Source organism: Arthrobacter sp. 92, from assembly GCF_050260325.1.
In the GTDB taxonomy this organism is placed as follows: domain Bacteria; phylum Actinomycetota; class Actinomycetes; order Actinomycetales; family Micrococcaceae; genus Arthrobacter.
On sequence record NZ_CP189863.1, the window covers coordinates 1797436 to 1815616 of the forward strand.

At 65.9% G+C, this 18181-nt stretch carries 16 protein-coding genes; 12 read left to right on the forward strand and 4 right to left on the reverse strand.

Translation table 11 applies throughout. The annotated features are described in order from the left end of the window. Positions 1 to 20: 20 nt before the first annotated feature. From ACP4XC_RS08200 to ACP4XC_RS08210, 3 genes are read left to right on the forward strand one after another with little or no spacing between them, the layout of a single operon-like run. Positions 21 to 764, forward strand: a complete 744-nt coding sequence (locus ACP4XC_RS08200) for a DUF5998 family protein (RefSeq protein ID WP_427174408.1) — start codon at positions 21 to 23, stop codon at positions 762 to 764. Between the two features lies 1 nt (position 765). Then, positions 766 to 2004, forward strand: coding sequence for an alkaline phosphatase family protein (locus tag ACP4XC_RS08205; protein ID WP_427174409.1), 1239 nt, complete (start codon positions 766 to 768; stop codon positions 2002 to 2004). Next, positions 1997 to 2725, forward strand: a complete 729-nt coding sequence (locus tag ACP4XC_RS08210) for a thymidine kinase (protein ID WP_427174410.1) — start codon at positions 1997 to 1999, stop codon at positions 2723 to 2725. The genes ACP4XC_RS08205 and ACP4XC_RS08210 overlap by 8 nt, the downstream gene beginning before the upstream one ends. Before the next feature lie 69 nt (positions 2726 to 2794). Here the strand turns inward: ACP4XC_RS08210 and sepH are convergent, their stop codons facing one another. Beyond that, positions 2795 to 4264 carry a septation protein SepH gene (gene sepH, locus ACP4XC_RS08215; RefSeq protein ID WP_427174411.1) on the reverse strand — a complete coding sequence of 490 codons (1470 nt, stop codon included), beginning with the start codon at positions 4262 to 4264 and terminating at the stop codon, positions 2795 to 2797. Positions 4265 to 4588: 324 nt separating this feature from the next. Here sepH and ACP4XC_RS08220 point away from each other — a divergent pair, with 324 nt between their 5' ends. Beyond that, positions 4589 to 4888: a DUF4193 domain-containing protein gene (locus tag ACP4XC_RS08220; RefSeq protein ID WP_427174412.1), complete on the forward strand. Its 300-nt coding sequence runs from the start codon at positions 4589 to 4591 to the stop codon at positions 4886 to 4888. Between the two features lie 70 nt (positions 4889 to 4958). Here ACP4XC_RS08220 and ACP4XC_RS08225 read toward each other — a convergent pair whose 3' ends face one another. Further along, positions 4959 to 5447: a DUF3093 domain-containing protein gene (locus ACP4XC_RS08225; protein WP_427174414.1), complete on the reverse strand. Its 489-nt coding sequence runs from the start codon at positions 5445 to 5447 to the stop codon at positions 4959 to 4961. A 107-nt stretch (positions 5448 to 5554) separates the two neighbouring features. Between ACP4XC_RS08225 and dut the strand changes: the two genes are divergently transcribed. Genes dut through ACP4XC_RS08245 form a run of 4 tightly spaced genes read left to right on the forward strand, consistent with a single transcriptional unit; the run spans position 5555 to position 7968 of the window. Next, the gene (gene dut / locus ACP4XC_RS08230; RefSeq protein ID WP_427174415.1) at positions 5555 to 6085 is read left to right on the forward strand and encodes a dUTP diphosphatase; all 531 of its coding nucleotides are present in this window, start codon (positions 5555 to 5557) and stop codon (positions 6083 to 6085) included. A 47-nt stretch (positions 6086 to 6132) separates the two neighbouring features. Continuing rightward, on the forward strand, positions 6133 to 6846 hold the full coding sequence (locus tag ACP4XC_RS08235; RefSeq protein ID WP_427174416.1) for a DUF3710 domain-containing protein: 714 nt from the start codon (positions 6133 to 6135) through the stop codon (positions 6844 to 6846). Beyond that, positions 6839 to 7234, forward strand: a complete 396-nt coding sequence (locus ACP4XC_RS08240; protein ID WP_427174417.1) for a hypothetical protein — start codon at positions 6839 to 6841, stop codon at positions 7232 to 7234. Before ACP4XC_RS08235 ends, ACP4XC_RS08240 begins: the two co-directional genes overlap by 8 nt. Next, positions 7231 to 7968 carry a DUF3159 domain-containing protein gene (locus tag ACP4XC_RS08245; RefSeq protein ID WP_427174418.1) on the forward strand — a complete coding sequence of 246 codons (738 nt, stop codon included), beginning with the start codon at positions 7231 to 7233 and terminating at the stop codon, positions 7966 to 7968. The genes ACP4XC_RS08240 and ACP4XC_RS08245 overlap by 4 nt, the downstream gene beginning before the upstream one ends. A gap of 74 nt (positions 7969 to 8042) precedes the next feature. Here ACP4XC_RS08245 and ACP4XC_RS08250 read toward each other — a convergent pair whose 3' ends face one another. Together ACP4XC_RS08250 and ACP4XC_RS08255 are read right to left on the reverse strand one after the other, a co-directional pair. Further along, the gene (locus ACP4XC_RS08250) at positions 8043 to 8780 is read right to left on the reverse strand and encodes a potassium channel family protein (RefSeq protein ID WP_427174419.1); all 738 of its coding nucleotides are present in this window, start codon (positions 8778 to 8780) and stop codon (positions 8043 to 8045) included. Beyond that, a complete protein-coding gene (locus ACP4XC_RS08255; RefSeq protein ID WP_427174420.1) occupies positions 8781 to 9452 on the reverse strand; it encodes a potassium channel family protein in 672 nt (223 codons plus the stop codon). A gap of 152 nt (positions 9453 to 9604) precedes the next feature. Here ACP4XC_RS08255 and ACP4XC_RS08260 point away from each other — a divergent pair, with 152 nt between their 5' ends. From ACP4XC_RS08260 to dxs, 4 genes are all read left to right on the forward strand, one after another. After that, on the forward strand, positions 9605 to 11581 hold the full coding sequence (locus ACP4XC_RS08260; protein ID WP_427174421.1) for an APC family permease: 1977 nt from the start codon (positions 9605 to 9607) through the stop codon (positions 11579 to 11581). Next, positions 11578 to 12942, forward strand: a complete 1365-nt coding sequence (locus ACP4XC_RS08265) for a class I SAM-dependent RNA methyltransferase (RefSeq protein ID WP_427174422.1) — start codon at positions 11578 to 11580, stop codon at positions 12940 to 12942. Before ACP4XC_RS08260 ends, ACP4XC_RS08265 begins: the two co-directional genes overlap by 4 nt. 170 nt (positions 12943 to 13112) lie before the next feature. Next, on the forward strand, positions 13113 to 15923 hold the full coding sequence (locus ACP4XC_RS08270; RefSeq protein WP_427174423.1) for an aconitate hydratase: 2811 nt from the start codon (positions 13113 to 13115) through the stop codon (positions 15921 to 15923). 155 nt (positions 15924 to 16078) lie between these two features. Then, entirely contained in the window at positions 16079 to 18055 is a 1977-nt protein-coding gene (gene dxs, locus ACP4XC_RS08275; protein WP_427174425.1) for a 1-deoxy-D-xylulose-5-phosphate synthase, read from the forward strand. Positions 18056 to 18181 lie beyond the last annotated feature (126 nt).

The window sequence follows — 18181 nt, forward strand, 5'->3', positions numbered from 1 at the left end:
CGATCTGTGAAAATGGGGTAATGAGCCCCCAGCCTCCCATCTCAAAGCCGCACGCATCCAGGTCCGGCCACCCGGCCGCACGCAGCCACGGCTCTCATGACCATAGTGCCCAGGGCCAGAGCCTTGAGGGGGCGCTCCAGCAGGCAGGTTTCTACCCGCGGCTGGTGGCTGATGTGGTGGACGATGCCTTGGACGGCCGCGACTGCGTGGCCCACCTGGTGCATCTTGAAACGCACTTTGACCGCGCCGAGGTCCGCCGCCACATCACCGTCCTGGTGCTCACGGACGACATGATGGTCATTGCCCACGTGGACGACCAGCAGCTTGACGAAGCCGGCGAGCAGATCGTGGCCCAGATCTCCACCGAGTCCGTCCCGGTAGCGCAGATCCGGTCCGTGGTGCTGAGCTACATGTACGCGCAGCCGCAGAACTACAAGCCGTCGGACCCCGTGCGGGAACTGACGCTGTCCATCGCATGGTCCGGCGGCCAGCGCCTCGACATGGGACCGGCGAGCTGCGGGGATCCGCAGTGCGAGGCCGACCATGGTTACAGCGGCACGATCGCCCAGGAGGACATCGTCCTGCGGATCAGTGCCGAAGCGGACGGACTCCAGGCCGTGCAGGATGCCAAGCTGTTCGCCCGCGCACTCCGCGCGGTGAACACCGGCTCGCCCGCGCCGGTGCCGCACGTGGCCCCTGCTCTTCCGCGGCGCCCCCGGATGGGCGTTTTCGCCAGCCGCCTCAGCCGCGGGCACCAGCGCTGAGATGACGTCCATTCCGCGAGCCGAAACCACCACCAGTCCTTGCGACGCAGACGCTCCCGCCGGCTTCCCGCTGCCGGCCGCCCCTGCCTTTGGCCAGAAGTCCGTGGCCGAGGTCCTCACGAGCGCGGCCGCCAGCCTGGGAATCCCGGGATTTGAGAACCGCCTGGATCTTCCCCGGGCCAAGCGCGTATGCGTGGTGCTGGCTGATGGCCTGGGCAGGAGTCTGCTGAAGCAAAAGATAGCCCACACACCGTTCCTGCGCTCGGTGATGCAACAGGGCCAAGGAGGCGTGCCGGTTTGGCTGGACGCCGCTTTTCCCTCGACCACGGCGTCGTCCCTGGCCAGCTTCGGCACCGGACTGGCAGCCGGGCAGCACGGCATGGTGGGCTATGACGTCCTGGATCCGGACCAGGACAAAGTGGTGAACATGCTCGGGAACTGGGATCCCGGCGTGGACCCGCTCGCATGGCAGCCGTTCCCCACGGTGTTCGAGCGCGCCGCGCCGCATACCGACGTCACCACGGTCAGCCTGCCTCAGTTCGGCAACTCGCCCATGACGCAGGCTGCGCTGAGGGGCGGACGCTTCCTGGCGGCCACCACGGCGCACGCCCGGACCGCCGCTGCCGCTGAGGCCATGCTGGAGGCCGACAGCTCGTTGATGTATTTCTACCTCAACGACCTCGACAAAGCCGGCCACCGCTACGGTTGCCAGTCCGCGCAGTGGGAGCACCAGCTCGAAGAACTCGACGCCACTGTCCGGCGGCTCAATGCCACATTGCCGCCGGGCACCACTGTGCTGCTGACGGCCGATCACGGCATGCTGGATGTTCCCGAGTCCCAGCGCATTGACTACTCCGCGGAGCCGGACCTGATCGAGGGGGTCCGCCACACCGCGGGGGAACCGCGAATGGTCCACCTTTATCTCGAGGACGGCGCGGACCAGGAGGCCCGCGCCCGGCTGCTGGAGTCCTGGCGCTCACGCTTCGGCGAACGTATCTGGGCGTTCACCCGCGAACAGGCCGTGTCCGCCGGTTTGTTTGGCGAAGTCCGCCCGGAGGTGGCCCCGCGGATCGGTCACGTCCTCATCGCCGCGCGGGACGCACTGGCCTTCTATGACACCCGCCGGGTCCGGCCCACGGCGCTGGAGGTGGTGGGCCAGCACGGCTCGCTGACGAAGGCCGAGCGGGAGGTGCCGCTGCTCTGTTTCCAAGCCCAGGGCCGAAAGGGCGCCCGTGGCTGAACTGGTCTTTTTCTCGGGCACCATGGACTGCGGAAAGTCCACTCTCGCGCTCCAGATGGACTACAACCACCGGGCCCGTGGCCGAGGCGGCGTGAGGTTCAGCCGGAACGACCGGGCAGGCGGATCCCGCATCTCCAGCCGGTTGGGGCTGGAGACCGGCTGCGTGGAGGTTCTGGACTCCACGGACTTCTGGGATGAAGTGGTGCAGCGCCGCACCTTGGGCCTGCGCGTTGACTATCTGATTTGCGATGAGGCCCAGTTCTATTCGCCCCTCCAGGTGGAGCAGCTGGCGCGGGTGGTGGACGAAATCGACGTCGATGTCTTCGCCTTCGGGATCAGCGCGGATTTCCGCACCCGCCTTTTCCCCGGCTCCCAGCGGCTGATCGAACTTGCTGACCGCGTGCAGGTCCTGCAGGTTGAGGCCCTGTGCTGGTGCGGACGGCGGGCCACCCACAACGCCCGCACCGTGGACGGTGTCATGGTCACCGAAGGCGCACAGGTTGTGGTGGGCGACGTCGATATGGCGGTGGACGCTTCCGATCCGAGCGGGGAAGGACGCACCCCGGTGGTGGGTTACGAAACGCTGTGCCGGCGGCATTTCATGCGCCGGGTCACGGCACACGGGGCCAACATGATGGCCGAACAGGATCCTTTGCTGCCCTTCGAGGTGGACGCCTGCCTGTGGCAGGGCTCCAACGGTCAGCGGCCCAGCCGGAATTGAGCGGCGGTTGAGCGGCGGGCGGGCCTTGGCCGGGCTTGAGTCCCGGCGCAGCTGAAGCTTCGGCCTGGTCTAGTCGCCCCGCGCCCCGAAAACTATTTCGTCCCAGCTGGGAACGCTGGAGCGCTTGGGCTTTGACGGCTGCCGTTCAGGCTGCTCCGGGTCACGCTCACCGCGGCCGGCCGCGGTGGCATCCGCACGACGACGAGGGCCGCCGCCGCCCAGGAGCTCATCGAGTCCCACATTGGGGCTGCCTTCGCGGCCAGAGAGCGCCGGGTTACGGGAGCCTTGGTCCCGGTCCTGGTCACTGTCGACCATCTGAGACTGGCCCGTGCGGCCCTGGGCAGCTTCTGCCCGACCGGCCTTTGTTGGACCGGGTTGCGTCTGGTCGGCCTGCGTCTGAGCTATTTTTGCCTCATCTGCCAGCACCGGCCTCAGCTGGGACGCCACAATGGTGATTTCCCGGGTATCCGTGCTGACGCCGTCATGCAGCTTCAGGAGGTCCTCCTCGTCACCGGAGCGGCGCGGCGCCAGGCTCAGGCGGGAAAAGACCGAAGCGCGGCTTTCCCGCTTGCGGCTGAGGGTGTCCACCTCGGCGGCCGGGGCACCCTCTTCTTCACTGCCCGCTTCAGCGGAGACCGGCTGGGTGGCCTCGGGTTCGGGCTGTGCTTCCACTTCGGATGGCCGTGGATGCGCCGCCGGAACGCCGTTGGTCAACAGGAGCGCCAAGGCGTCGTCGGCGTCCTCATCGACGCCGAGTCGCTGCCCGCGGCGCGAGCGCAGCATGTCCAGCAGCCCGTCGGGGTCCTTGCCGGATGTTCCCGACGCCGTGCGGGCGGCGGCTGCTTCGGCATCGGTTTCAAAATCAAAGGGACGGTCCGATACCGCGGTCAGGCGGCGGGCGGGAACAGGTCCGTCCATGAGTTCAAGCTCGCTGAGCTGCTGTGCCCAGCGGTTGGCGTTGTGGAGCGACTTTCGGGCAGGGTTGAACGTCCACATGGCCGGAGGTTCCTCGCCAATGTTGGCATAACCGCCGGGACGGGCCTCGAACCGCGCCACCACTGTCCAGCTGCCGTCGGGGCGCCGCCATGAGTCCCACTCCACGGATGATGCTTCAATGCCGTGGGCGGTCAGGCGGTGCGCCACCATTTCGCCCAAGGATGCTGGATTGTCGCCGAAAGCGGAACGGTAGGCATCGTGGCCAGGGGCGGGTGAGGCCACTTCCACCTTCCGCGCCTGCTGGGCCACATATTCGCGTTCAGCCAGCACCGGCCCCTCGTAGCGCTGGACCTTGGCCAGCGGAATGCCGGAAAGCTCGGACACCTCGGCAGCCGTGGCTCCGCTGCGGATGCGCGCCTGGATATCGCGCGGGGACATAGCCACCGGTGCTGCCGCGGCACTTGCCGCAGCCTTCCCGGGAGACCGGCTGGCCGCCGCCCGCAGTGCTTCATCGATCGGCAGCTGGAACATCTCGCCGCCGGCGCCGCTCAACAGGAGATGCTTCCCGTCGTCGTGGACGCCTACAAGCCGTAGATCCTGCATACAAATCCTCCACCCTGGCATTACTGACATTCGAAACTCTGCCACCCGGCGGCCCAAATACCTGTTAGGGGAGAGGGCGCGCCGCGATATTCCGCGACTTTCCGGCCCTCGGAGCCGCCTGCCCGGTGGCGGCCCCGCGAAACTCTCGCTTTTGGCCGCCACATGCGTAAAAATGGCTCCCTGGACCGGGCACAAAAACAGGGGATCCAGCGTTGACATCGGTGAACCGGACGCCGAAGCCGTGCCATCGGGGAGGAATCCCTGGTCCCGCGCTCAGGAGGCTGGCGAACCAACCGAACCAATGCGGAGTGTGAGCAAGAGCTAATGGCGACAGATTATGATGCGCCGCGGAAATCAGAAGAGGAACTGAACGAAGATTCCATCGAGGAGCTGAAAGCCCGGCGTACTGACAAGCCCACGGCGGTGGTGGATGAGGACGAGTCCGACCTCGCGGAAGGCTACGAACTCCCCGGGGCCGATCTGTCCGGTGAGGAACTCCTGGTCCGGGTCCTGCCCGCCCAGGCTGATGAATTCACCTGCTCGTCATGCTTCCTGGTCCGTCACCGCTCGCAGATCGCCCGCGAAAAGGACGGGATGCTCTTCTGCAAGGACTGCGAAGGCTGAGCTGGCGAGGGACCGGGCCGGCAGGATCCGAAGACTGCGGGATCGTGGATATCCGGCATGCAGGGAGGGCTCAGGATGTGGTGAGCGCCTGGACCAGCGCCTCCGGCCGCCTCGTGGACGTAAGCCAGTACGGCGTGGGGTCCGACGGATCCGTGATCTCAATCCGCACCACCGGATCCACCCAGCCGCGGAGGCACAGGTAGGCGAGCCCGTGCAGCCGGGTTCCCCGTTCCGCCGTGGCTTCCTTACCGCGGAACTGCTGGACTGTGCCCACATAGCGGCGCTCGATGGTGGCGCGCCCAACCTGCAGGGACTCGGTTGTGACGGTGATGGACGGCGTGGACACCAGCAGCAGGACCGAAATGATGACGAACAGCACCACCGCCGCTGTGTAACCGGCGCTCATGCTGATCGGCGCCAGCACGAGGATGCCGGCCGCGGAGACCCCCACCGCCACCAGCCAGATCCACAGGCTGGGGCTCAGCTTTTCGCTGTAAAGAACAGTGGGTCCGTGGGGAGTGCTGTTGGGGGCAGACGCGGCTGCGCTTGATTCGGGCATATGCCCAGCTTTCCACCTTTGCCTGGGTATTTCACCTTGGCGTCGGAGCCGGGGTGGGGCGCCCGCGGCTAGGAGCACGCGCGGCGCGGGCGTTAGAGTGAATGACTGTGACTGAAGAAACTGCAGCCGTAAGCACTTTGCCGAAAAACTCCGCGGACGCCGGCGCGGGGGCGTACGGATCCCCCACCCTCACGGTCCAGCTGAAAATGCTCGACGACGGCCTTGAGATGCCGTCCTACGCCCACCCCGGCGACGCTGGAGCGGACCTTCGCGCCCGGGAGGATGTGCTGCTGGGTCCTGGGGAACGCCGGCTGGTACCCACCGGCGTGTCCATCGCATTGCCCAACGGCTACGTTGCGCTGATCCACCCGCGCTCCGGGCTGGCCACCAAGCATGGACTCACTGTGGTCAACGCCCCCGGAACCGTTGACGCGGGATACCGCGGTGAGATCGCCGTGACGTTGCTGAACACGGACCGCGAGCACGCCATCGAGCTTCGCCGCGGCGATAGAATTGCACAAATGGTCATTCAACGCGTGGAGTACGCGCAGTTTGTGGCTGTCGCGGAACTGAGCGCGTCAGTCCGGGGCGATGGCGGCTTTGGGTCAACCGGCGGCTTCGCTTCACCGCAGGCATAGGCCGCGGGATCACAACTACGCGGGATCACTACTAAGGAGACAACCCCATGGTTTTTGGGCGTGGCAGGAAAGCCAAGAAGGACCAGGCAGCAGAGCCGGGGGAAGCCCAGGAAGCCGCAGCCGGCGGCTCGGCCAAAGACGCGGCGGACGGTTCCGACCGGACCTCCGGGCCCTTCGACGTTTCCGAGATCGAAAGCACGGACGGCTACGTGGACCTTGGCGCACTGCTCATAGCGCCGCGTGAGGGTCTCCAGCTGAGGCTCGAAGTCGAAGAGGCGACGCAGCGGGTGGTGGCAGTCACCATGGACCTTGATGGTTCGAGTCTTCAGCTCCAGGCATTCGCCGCCCCACGGTCCGAAGGTTTGTGGGACGAAATCCGCGAACAGATCGGGCAGTCCGTGGGAAGCCAAGGCGGACAGGTCGAGGAAATCCCGGGTAATTTCGGCACCGAGCTGGTGGCGAAGCTGCCCGCAGGAAACGCGGACGGCAGCAGCGGCTACCGCGTGGCACGGTTCATCGGCGTCGACGGCCCGCGCTGGTTCCTGCGCGGCGTCCTTGGCGGCGACGCTGCCGTGGACCGGGATGCCGCGGCCAGGCTGGAAGCGATGTTCCGCCAGATTGTGGTGGTCCGGGGCGAAAACCCCATGCCGCCGCGGGACCTGCTCCAGCTCCGCCTGCCGAAGGACGCGGCGGTTCCCCAGCCCGGCGCCCCCGAGTTCGAGCGTCCCGAACGTGGACCGGAGATTACCCAGATTGGCTGATCCCGCGGGCAAACCCCGGCAGCCGGAACTCTCCATCAGTGGATTGCCCGACCGCGGACGGGCGCTGTGCCGGGGTTATATCGAATCGGTGACCTACGTTCCGGCCAGCCAGGTGGCAAGCTTCACGGCGATCGTCACCGAGCACGACCTTCCGCAAAAGAGGAAAAGCAGCAGCTCCGGCGCCAACGGTGAGGCAACAAAGGTGCGGAAGACGGGCGCTTTCGCGAAACGTGACCGGCTCCGGGTCATCTGGCTCGGCCGGCGGCGGGTGCCCGGCATTGAGGCCGGCAGCGAACTCCGCCTGGAAGGCATGCTGACCATGCGCGACGGGCTGCCCACCATGTTCAACCCACGCTATGAAATATTGTCCCGCCAGGAGGACCAATGACCTCGCCCAACAACCCGGACTCCGAAGGCACCGCCAAGCGCGGGCCGGTCTCCGAGTCCGCCTCCGTTGCCGAGCTCGCCGAAGGCTACGCGGTCAAGGCGGGTCTTCACCGCTCCAGCGACGGACGCGTCGACGTCCTCAAGACCGCGGGCGGGATGCAGGGCATCGCCGAAAGCATTCTTCCCGGCCTGGTGTTCCTCGTTGCCTTCACCGTGACCCGCGAACTGACGCTTTCGCTGGTGGCGGCATTGGCCGCCGCGGCGGTCTTCACGGTGGTCCGGCTGGTCCAGCGGCGCCCCCTGACCCAGGCATTGGCGGGAATTGTCGGCGTCGGAATTTCCGCGTGGCTCGCGAACACCACTGGAAAAGCCGAAGATTTCTACGTCCCGGGTTTCTTTACCAATGCCGCCTACATCGCAGCGATGGTCCTCTCCATTGCGCTCCGCTGGCCCATAGCCGGCCTGCTGTTCGGTTTTGTCCGAAACGAGGGCCTGGAATGGCGCAAGGATCCGGCGCGCGTCAGGGCGTACCGGCTGGGAACATGGGTCATCGTGTCCGTGCTGGCGCTTCGGCTGATCGTCCAGGTTCCGTTGTATTTCCTGGGTGAACCGGGCCTGGCGGCCCTTGCCACCACGCGGCTCATCATGGGTGCGCCGCTGTACATTCTGGGCGTGTGGGTCGCCTGGCTGCTCACCAAACCGGCCGCCGCAGACCGGTCAGCCGCGCACCAGTAGACCATGAGAAAGCCCCGGCGTGCTGGACTGCACGCCCGGGGCCTTTTTGGTTTGGGGCCCTCTGCCTGGGCTGATCAGCCGTCGAAGCCGTTGTCTTCCCCAACCACATCATGCGGTCCGGGCGGCTCGTCGGCGTCGTGCAGCTCCGCCGGTTGTTCGGGTGAGAGCAGGGCGCGCAGCTGGTCTTCGGCTGCGATGGTGGTGACGAAAAACAGCTCATCACCGCCGTCCAACACGTCGTCGCGGCTGGGGGTGATGGGTGCCTGGTCGCGCAGGATCGCCACCAGGGTGGAGTCCTCCGGCCACTCAATATCGCCCACGGTCAGGCCGATCACGTGCGAATCATGGGGCACCGTGAACTCGACCAGGGACGAGACGCCGGTCTGCAGCGTCAGCAACCGGACCAGGTCGCCAATTTCAACGGCTTCCTCAACGAGCGCGGTCATCAGTTGCGGGGTGTTAACCGCGACGTCGACGCCCCAGGAGTCGTCAAACATCCAGTCGTTCTTGGGGTTGTTGACCCGGCCCACGGTCCTGCCGACGCCGAACTCGGTCTTGGCCAGCAGCGAGACCACCAGGTTGACCTTGTCGTCACCGGTGGCGGACACCACGACGTCGGCGTCCTCGAGCTGGGCGTCCTGCAGCGTGCTCAGCTCGCAGGCGTCGCCGACCAGCCAGTGGGCGCCGCGCAGCCCGCTGCGGCCGATCACCTCGGGCTTAAGGTCGATGAGGAGGATCTCATGCTTGTGGGACAGGAGTTCACGGGCGATCGATGACCCGACGCTGCCCGCCCCTACGATGACGACTTTCACTTACGACTCCTTGGCGGGTGCTTTGGCAAGAATGTGGGACACTTCGGCGCTCCGGTCGAGGCGGAGCATCGCATGCACCGTGTCGCCCTCCTGGTAGGAGGTTCCGGGCCCGGGCAGCATGCCTTCGCCGAAGCGGGTCAGGTAGGCGACGCGTATTTCGGCGGCCTTTTCGATGGCGGAGACCGGATGCCCGATCCAGGCGGGGTCGAGCTCAAGTTCCGCGAGCATCAGCCGCCCCGAGGGCTCCCGGAAGTCTCCCGCGAGGTGCTGCTCGGGGAGGATGCGGCGCAGGACCTGGTCCGCGCTCCAACGGACGGCCGCCACCGTGGGAATGCCCAGGCGCTGGTAGATTTCGGCCCGTCCCGGATCATAAATACGGGCCACAACGTGGGGGACGTGGAACGTTTCGCGCGCAACGCGCGTTGCCAGAATGTTCGAGTTGTCACCACTGGACACCGCCGCGAACGCATAGGCCTCGGCTACACCGGCTTGTTTCAGGGTTTCCCGGTCGAAGCCGACGCCGGTGACCTTGCGGCCGGAAAATCCTGTCCTGAGCCTGCGGAAAGCGCGGTCGTCCTGGTCGATGATGGCCACGGAATGGCCCGCGTCCTCAAGGGTGTGCGCCAGCGTTGCCCCCACACGTCCACAACCCATGATCACGAAGTGCGCCAACGTGCCTCCTCAAAGTGTTTGTTCCTGCTGCTGCCTAGACTCTACCGGCAGCCCGGCCGCTCATCGCAGCCGGGAGCCCGTCACCGCGGGCCAGCGCGGTGCCGTGAAGTTACCGTCATGACATCGCGTCCGAATCAGACTAACTTTGTTGAGTGCTGACAATTCTGAATGCCGTAAAGCGGGTGCTGGTGGGGAGGCCCTTCCGGAACGACCGTATGGCCCACACCCTGCTGCCGAAGCGGATCGCGCTTCCTATTTTCGCCTCCGACGCACTTTCGTCGGTGGCCTACGCCCCGGATGAAATCCTGCTGACGCTCGCCCTGGCCGGTGTCAGTGCCGTGGCGTTCTCGCCATGGGTTGGGATCGCCGTTATGGTGGTGCTGCTCACCGTTGTGGCGTCCTACCGGCAGAACGTGCATGCCTATCCCTCGGGCGGCGGCGACTACGAAATCGCCAACGAGAACCTGGGCAAATTCGCCGGCTTGACCGTTGCGTCCGCGCTCCTGGTCGACTACGTGCTGACCGTCGCTGTCTCCATGTCCTCAGCGGCTGCCTACCTGACCACCGCTGTCCCGTCGCTGCATGGGCAGCAGGCCGCTATCGCCACCATTGGCGTTGTGGTCCTGGCCCTCGTGAACCTGCGTGGCATCAAGGAGGCCGGAAGCGTCTTCGCGGTGCCGACCTATATCTTTATGGCGTCGATCCTGGGCATGACTGCCGTCGGGGTGTTCCAGGCCGCCACCGGCCAACTCGGAGAGGCGCCGTCGGCCGCCTTCACCATCGTGCCGGAGGCGGGTTTCGACCAGGGCGTGGTGGGCCTGGCCGGTGCTTTCCTTCTGCTCCGCGCGTTCTCCTCGGGCGCCGCCGCGTTGACCGGTGTGGAGGCCATCAGCAACGGTGTTCCGAACTTCCAGAAGCCCAAGAGCAAGAACGCGGCGACCACGCTGTTGCTGCTGGGCGTCATTGCCGCGTCCATGCTGGCCGGCATCCTCTACCTGGCCAATGCCACCAAAGTTCACATTGTGCTCGATCCCGCCAAGGAATTCCTGCTGGACGGCAAGCCGCTGCCGGAAGACTACATCCAGAACCCAGCCATCAGCCAGATCGCCCAAACCATCTTCGGAGCGGGCTCGTTCCCGTTCTACCTGGTGGTTGCCGCCACCGGCGTCATCCTGGTTTTCGCGTCCAACACCGCCTTCAACGGCTTCCCCGTGCTCGGATCAATCCTGGCGCAGGACGGCTACCTGCCGCGCCAGCTGCGCACCAGGGGAGATCGGCTCGCATTCAGCAACGGCGTGATCGCACTGGCCGCCGGCGCCCTGGTGCTGATCCTGGCCTTCAACGCGGACGTCACCAAGCTCATCCAGCTGTACATCGTGGGGGTGTTCATTTCGTTCACCATGAGCCAGCTTGGCATGATCCGGCACTGGGGGCGCGAGCTGAAGCTGGCCAAGGATAAAACGCTGCGGCGCCGGATGCTGAAATCACGCAGCATCAACATGGTCGGTTTCGGGATGACCGCACTGGTGCTGACCATCGTGCTGATCACGAAGTTCCAGCAGGGCGCCTGGATCGCCCTCCTGGCCATGTTCATCCTGTTCCTCATCATGTGGAGCATCCGTGCTCACTATGACAACGTGGCCAAGGAACTTGCCGTTGACGAGGACTCCTCGCCCCGCGCGCTTCCCTCCCGCGTGCACGCCGTGCTGCTCGTGTCCCATGTCCGCAAGCCGGTGCTGCGCGCGCTGGCCTACGCCCGGGCCTCCCGGCCCTCGCGCCTTGACGCGATCACGGTGGACATCAACACGGAGGAGACCGCCCACACCCTCGCCGACTGGGAGAAGCTCGAGATCCCGGTGCCGCTGACGGTCCTCGCCAGCCCGTACCGTGAAACGGTCACGCCCATCATGGAGTACATCAAGACCATGCGGCGGGATTCGCCCCGCGACCTCATCGTGGTCTACATCCCCGAATATGTCGTGGGCAAATGGTGGGAGCAGCTGGTCCATAACCAGACTGCTCTGCGCATCAAGACCCGGCTACACTTCGAACCCGGCGTCATGGTGGCCAGCGTTCCCTGGCAGCTCAAGTCATCCGAAGAAGCGAAGAAACTGCAGGACATCCGATGAACGCCGAGACCAGGACCCGGACCCAAGCCGATATCGTGGTGGATATCGGGCCGATCGCGCACGGCGGCCACTGCGTGGCACGCCACGAAGGCCGAGTGGTGTTCGTCCGGCATGCCGTGCCCGGCGAGAAAGTACGGATCCGCCTGACGGATGCGGGGGAGGGCTCGAAATTTTGGCGGGCCGACGTCGTGGAGGTTCTCGAGGCCTCACCGGACCGGGTGCCGCACTTCTGGCATCTTGCTGATTCCCTGCGCGCCTGGTCGCACGGCCACCCGCCGGTGGGCGGCGCCGAACTGGGCCACATCTCCCTGGACCGGCAGCGCAGCCTCAAAGCCGATGTCCTGGCCGAACAGCTCAAGCGCCTGGCTGGCGTCGACTTCGCGCCCTCGGCGGAGCAGCTCAGCGTGGAGGCCGTGGGGGCTGTGGGGGACTCCGGAACGACGCCGGGCCTCGCCTGGCGTACCCGGGCCGGCTTCGCGGTGACCCCCGCCGGAAAGCTCGGCATGCACGCGCACCGCTCCGACACGGTCCTCCCGGTGCGGGAAATGCCCCTGGCCGTGGATGCCATCAACGCCCTCCGGCTCTGGGACATCGACCTGCAGGGCATCGAACGCATTGAGGTTGCCGCCCCGGCCAACGGCTCCCGGCCACTCGTGCTCCTGGTCCCGGCCGAGGGAACCCGGGCCAACCGGCTCAGTGCGGTCCTCGCGCAGCTGCCCGAGGACGTCTCGGTGGCCAGCTTCGATCCGGTCAAGGGCGAAGTGCTGCGGCTGCGCGGACGCACCTACGTCCAGGAGAGCGCCGCGGGCCATGATTTCCGGGTCACCGGCGACGGTTTCTGGCAAATCCACCGGGACGGCCCGGACACCCTCGCGGGCGCCGTGACCGGCTTCCTGCGCGAGGGCGCCTTCCTGGAACCGGGCGCCGCGGTGGCGGACCTGTACGCCGGGGCCGGCCTGTTCACCGCCCCGCTCGCCGACGCCGTGGGTGTCACCGGGTCCGTGCTGTCCGTGGAAGGATCGCCCGGCACCAGCCGGGACGCACGCAAAAACCTGCATGACGCACCCCAGGTCGAGATCGTTCAGGGCCGGGTGGAACGCGTCCTGCGCGAGAAAGCGCGCACGTTCGACGCCATCCTGCTGGACCCGCCCCGCGCCGGCGCCGGCAAGGCTGTCGTGAGCCAGTTGGTCGGGGCGGGCCCGCGGGCCGTGGCCTACGTGTCCTGTGATCCGGCGTCCTTTGCCCGCGACGTGGGCTACTTCCGGCACTCCGGCTGGGAACTGTCGGGCCTCCGCGCCTTCGACCTGTACCCGCATACCCACCATATGGAGACTGTGGCGCTACTGACTCCCCGGGGCTGAGGCCACTAGGATGGGCGGAGTAGTCCGACGTCGCGCTCCGTAATCACGGCTGACCTCCTGCACCCTGTACGAACCTTGTGTGAACAAGGCCAAGCACTAGTTAGGGCCACCTAACTAGCAAGGGGTCTGCGGCGCGACAAAGATGAAACTGTTGCGAGAGGAGTCCTGCGATGAGCATTGTGGACAGCTTCGGTTCAAAAGGCAAACTTAATGTAGCCGGTACCGAATACGAAATTTTCCGGTTGAACTCCGTTGAAGGTGCAGAAAACCTTCCGTTCAGCCTCAAGGTATTGCTTGAAAACCTGTTGAGGACTGAGGACGGCGCGAACATTACGGCCGATCACGTCCGCGCACTGGCCGGTTGGGACCCCAACGCCGAGCCCGACACTGAAATCCAGTTCACGCCGGCGCGCGTGATCATGCAGGACTTCACTGGCGTGCCCTGCGTTGTGGACCTGGCCACCATGCGTGAAGCAGTCAAGGAGCTTGGCGGTGACCCCAAGCGGGTCAACCCCCTCGCTCCCGCCGAAATGGTGATCGACCACTCCGTGCAGATCGACGCCTTCGGCAACTCCGGCGCACTGGAGCGCAATATGGAGATCGAATACCAGCGCAATGGTGAGCGTTACCAGTTCCTTCGCTGGGGCCAGACCGCATTTGATGACTTCAAGGTTGTGCCCCCGGGAACCGGCATTGTGCACCAGGTCAATATTGAGTACCTGGCACGCACCGTGATGACCCGCGAAGTGGACGGGGCGCTCCGCGCTTACCCGGACACCTGCGTGGGCACCGACTCCCACACCACCATGGTCAACGGCCTGGGAGTGCTCGGCTGGGGCGTGGGCGGAATTGAAGCCGAGGCAGCCATGCTTGGCCAGCCCGTCTCCATGCTGATTCCCCGCGTTGTGGGCTTCAAGCTGACCGGTTCCATTCCGGCCGGCGCCACCGCCACCGACGTGGTCCTGACCATCACCGAGCAGTTGCGCAAGCACGGTGTGGTGGGCAAGTTTGTGGAGTTCTACGGCGAAGGTGTGGCGGCAGTGCCGCTGGCCAACCGCGCCACCATCGGCAACATGAGCCCCGAATTCGGTTCCACCGCGGCGATGTTCCCGATCGACGACGTCACCCTCGAGTACCTCCGCCTCACCGGCCGGTCAGAGCAAAACGTGGCGCTCGTCGAGGCCTACGCGAAGGAACAGGGCCTCTGGCACGATCCCTCGCACGAAATCAAGTTCTCCGAATACCTCGAGCTTGACCTGTCCACAGTGGTTCCCTCCATCTCAGGGCCGAAGCGTCCCCAGGACCGCATCGAGCTCACGGATGCCAAGGAGCAGTTCCGCAAGGACATCCACAACTACGTGGCGATCGAAGACGGCAGCGTTGACGAGTCCCTTGATGAGTCCTTCCCGGCTTCGGACCCGCCCTCGTTCACCCACGCCGATTCCCACACCACCGAAAGCGCGCGCGTCGAGTCCGCAGCCAACGGCGCTGAGGGACGTCCGTCCAGCCCGGTACACGTCAAAACCGCTGACGGCCGCGAGTTCGAGCTGGACCACGGCGCGGTCTCCATCGCGTCGATCACGTCCTGCACCAACACCTCCAACCCGTCGGTGATGCTTGCCGCCGCACTGTTGGCGCGCAACGCCGTCGACAAGGGCCTGGCCTCCAAGCCGTGGGTCAAGACGTCGGTGGCCCCGGGCTCGAAGGTCGTCACGGACTACTACGAGAAGTCCGGCCTGACGCCTTACCTGGAGAAGCTCGGCTTCTACATCGTGGGCTACGGCTGCGCCACCTGCATCGGCAACTCCGGACCGCTCGACGCCGAAATCTCCGAGGCCATCCAGGCCAACGACCTTTCCGTCACCGCAGTGTTGTCCGGCAACCGTAACTTCGAAGGCCGGATCAACCCGGACGTGAAGATGAACTACCTGGCTTCCCCGCCACTGGTCATCGCCTACGCCCTGGCCGGTTCCATGGACTTCGACTTCGACAACGACGCCCTGGGCCAGGACGAGGCCGGCAACGACGTGTTCCTGAAGGACATCTGGCCGAACCCGGTGGAGGTCCAGCAGGTCATCGATTCCTCGATCGACAAGGAAATGTTTGCCCGCGGCTACGAGGGCGTCTTCGAAGGCGACGACCGCTGGAAGGCACTCTCCACCCCGGCCGGCGACACCTTCGCTTGGGACGAGAAGTCCACATACGTCCGGAAGCCCCCGTACTTCGAGGGCATGAAGGCAAAGCCGGAGCCGGTCCAGGACATCACCGGTGCGCGCGTGCTGCTCAAGCTCGGCGATTCCGTCACCACGGACCACATCTCCCCGGCTGGCTCCTTCAAGTCGGACACCCCCGCCGGCCAGTACCTGTTGGCCAACGGTGTGGAGCGCAAGGACTTCAACTCCTACGGCTCCCGCCGTGGCAACCACGAAGTCATGATCCGCGGCACCTTCGCGAACATCCGCATCAAGAACCAGCTCCTCGACGGCGTCGAGGGCGGCTTCACGCGTGACTTCACGCAGGCTGACGGCCCGCAGGCCTACGTTTATGATGCTGCCCAGAACTACCAGGCCGCCGGCACGCCGCTGGTTGTCCTGGCAGGCAAGGAGTACGGCTCGGGTTCCTCCCGTGACTGGGCCGCCAAGGGCACGGCGCTGCTGGGCGTCAAGGCTGTCGTTGCCGAGAGCTACGAGCGTATCCACCGCTCCAACCTCATCGGCATGGGCGTCCTGCCGCTGCAGTACCCGGCCGGCCAGAACGCCGCCAGCCTGGGCCTGACCGGCACGGAAACCTTCGCGGTTGAGGGCGTCACTGCCCTGAACGAAGGCACTACGCCGAAGACCCTCAAGGTCACAGCCACCGCTGAGGACGGTTCGGTCACGTCCTTCGATGCGGTCCTGCGCATCGATACCCCGGGCGAGGCGGACTACTACCGCAACGGCGGCATCCTGCAGTATGTGCTGCGGCAGATCTCCGCAAATTAGCTGATCACCGCGAACCTGCGGTGTGAACGCTGAAGGCCCCGGCCGGTCACTGACCGGCCGGGGCCTTGCGCATTGCGCCACTACGGTCCGGATACGGCGCCGCTTTCGAGGCGTTAGAGTTAAAAGGCATGTCTACCACCCGAAGGAGGGGCCCGTTGGGAATTTTGGACACCATCCATGATCCGCAGGACCTGAGTAAGTTGACCGAAGAGCAGCTGGAACAGCTGGCTGCGGAGGTCAGGAGCTTCCTCATCGGGAACGTCTCGCAGACGGGCGGACACCTCGGGCCCAACCTTGGGGTGGTCGAGCTGACCATCGCTGTGCACCGGATCTTCGATTCGCCACGCGATAGCATCGTTTTTGACACGGGGCACCAGTCCTACGTTCACAAGCTCCTGACCGGCCGCCAGGATTTCAGCACCCTCCGCCAGCAGGGCGGCATGTCAGGGTATCCCGCCCGGGCCGAATCCGAGCACGACATTGTGGAGAGCTCCCACGCCTCCTCGTCGCTGTCCTGGGCTGACGGCATCTCCCGCGCCCGGCAGTTGACCGGCAACGGCGACCGCTACGTCATCGCGGTTGTGGGTGACGGCGCCCTGACCGGAGGCATGGCCTGGGAAGCGATTAACAACATCGCGGCGGATAAAAAGCGCCGCGTTGTGATCGTGGTCAATGACAACGGCCGCTCATATGCCCCCACCGTTGGCGGCTTCGCGGACTACCTCGCGTCCCTGCGTCCCACCATTGATTCGTTCCGGGCCGCGCCCGCCTATGAAGGCACCCTGGACTGGTGGAAGCGGAAGCTCCAGAACGGCGGCCCCGTGGGCCAGTTCACCTACCGCAGCCTGCATGCCATGAAAAAGGGCATCAAGGACTGGTGGGCGCCCCAGGGCATGTTCGAGGACCTCGGCATGAAGTACATCGGCCCCGTGGACGGCCACAACCTACAGGCCATGGAGCACGCACTGTCCACGGCCAAGAATTACGCCGGTCCGGTGATTGTCCACGCCATGACGGAGAAGGGCCACGGTTACGCTCCCGCCAGGGCCCACGAAGCGGACCAGTTCCACGCCGTCGGGATCATCGACCCCGAGACCGGCGAATCCACCGAGGCCGTTGGCGGCGCCAAGTCCTGGACCTCTGTTTTCGCTGATGAAATCGCGAAGATCGCTGACGAACGTGAGGACATCGTCGGAATCACCGGGGCCATGCTGATCCCTGTCGGCCTTCACACCTTCGCGGCGCGGCACCCGGAAAGGGTGTTCGACGTCGGCATCGCCGAGCAGCATGCGCTCACCTCGGCCGCCGGCATGGCCTTCGGCGGCCTGCACCCCGTGGTGGCCGTCTACGCCACCTTCCTGAACCGCGCGTTCGACCAACTGCTGATGGATGTTGCCCTGCACAAGGCGGGTGTGACCATCGTCCTTGACCGTGCCGGCGTGACCGGGCCCGACGGGGCCAGCCACCACGGCATGTGGGACATGGCCATGGTCCAGATCGTGCCCGGACTTCACCTAGCGGCTCCCCGCGACGCCACCAGGCTCCGGGAGGAACTCCGCGAGGCCGTGGCCATCGAGGACGCACCCAGCGTGGTGCGGTACTCCAAGGGGAGTGTCGGCGCAGAGGTCGAAGCGCTCGAACGCCTGAGTGACGGCGTTGACGTGCTGGCCCGCCGTCCTGCCGGTTCCACGGAGAACGACGTCCTGATTGTCAGTGTGGGCGCCATGTCCGAACTCGCGCTCGATGTCTCGAACCGACTGGGAGCCCAGGGAATCAGCTCCACTGTGGTTGACCCGCGCTGGCTTCTCCCGGTCCGTCAGTCCATCGTTGCCCTGGCTGCCCGGCACCGGCTGGTGGTCTGCATCGAGGACGGCGTCCGTGCCGGCGGTGTTGGATCCCGGATCCGGCAGGAAATGCGCGCCGCCGGTGTGGACACCGCCCTGAACGAAGTGGGCCTCCCAGTGGAATTCCTGGATCACGGCACCCGCGGCCAGGTCATGGAGCGCGTTGGGCTGACCGCCCGCCAGATCACGCATGACGTGGTGGCGCAGGTTCTGGGCACGAAGGTGCCGTTCGCCCGTCCGCTGCCCGGCCAGGAACATCCCACCACGGGCAGTTTGCCCAAACTGTGATCCCGCCTCAGCCCGGACCGGCATCCGTCCGGGCGTCACGGAGTTCCATGGGACCGAGATCGACCTGGACGCCATCAGGGGCGATTCCCCCGGCGTCTACAGAACAGCTTTATCAGGCCCTCAAGG

Coding starts and splice junctions, on each gene's coding strand:
- ACP4XC_RS08200 (WP_427174408.1), top strand. CDS start 21: ATGAGCCCCCAGCCTCCCATCTCAAAGCCGCACGCATCCAGGTCCGGC.
- ACP4XC_RS08205 (WP_427174409.1), top strand. CDS start 766: ATGACGTCCATTCCGCGAGCCGAAACCACCACCAGTCCTTGCGACGCA.
- sepH (WP_427174411.1), bottom strand. CDS start 4,264: ATGCAGGATCTACGGCTTGTAGGCGTCCACGACGACGGGAAGCATCTC.
- ACP4XC_RS08220 (WP_427174412.1), top strand. CDS start 4,589: ATGGCGACAGATTATGATGCGCCGCGGAAATCAGAAGAGGAACTGAAC.
- ACP4XC_RS08225 (WP_427174414.1), bottom strand. CDS start 5,447: ATGCCCGAATCAAGCGCAGCCGCGTCTGCCCCCAACAGCACTCCCCAC.
- ACP4XC_RS08235 (WP_427174416.1), top strand. CDS start 6,133: ATGGTTTTTGGGCGTGGCAGGAAAGCCAAGAAGGACCAGGCAGCAGAG.
- ACP4XC_RS08245 (WP_427174418.1), top strand. CDS start 7,231: ATGACCTCGCCCAACAACCCGGACTCCGAAGGCACCGCCAAGCGCGGG.
- ACP4XC_RS08265 (WP_427174422.1), top strand. CDS start 11,578: ATGAACGCCGAGACCAGGACCCGGACCCAAGCCGATATCGTGGTGGAT.
- ACP4XC_RS08270 (WP_427174423.1), top strand. CDS start 13,113: ATGAGCATTGTGGACAGCTTCGGTTCAAAAGGCAAACTTAATGTAGCC.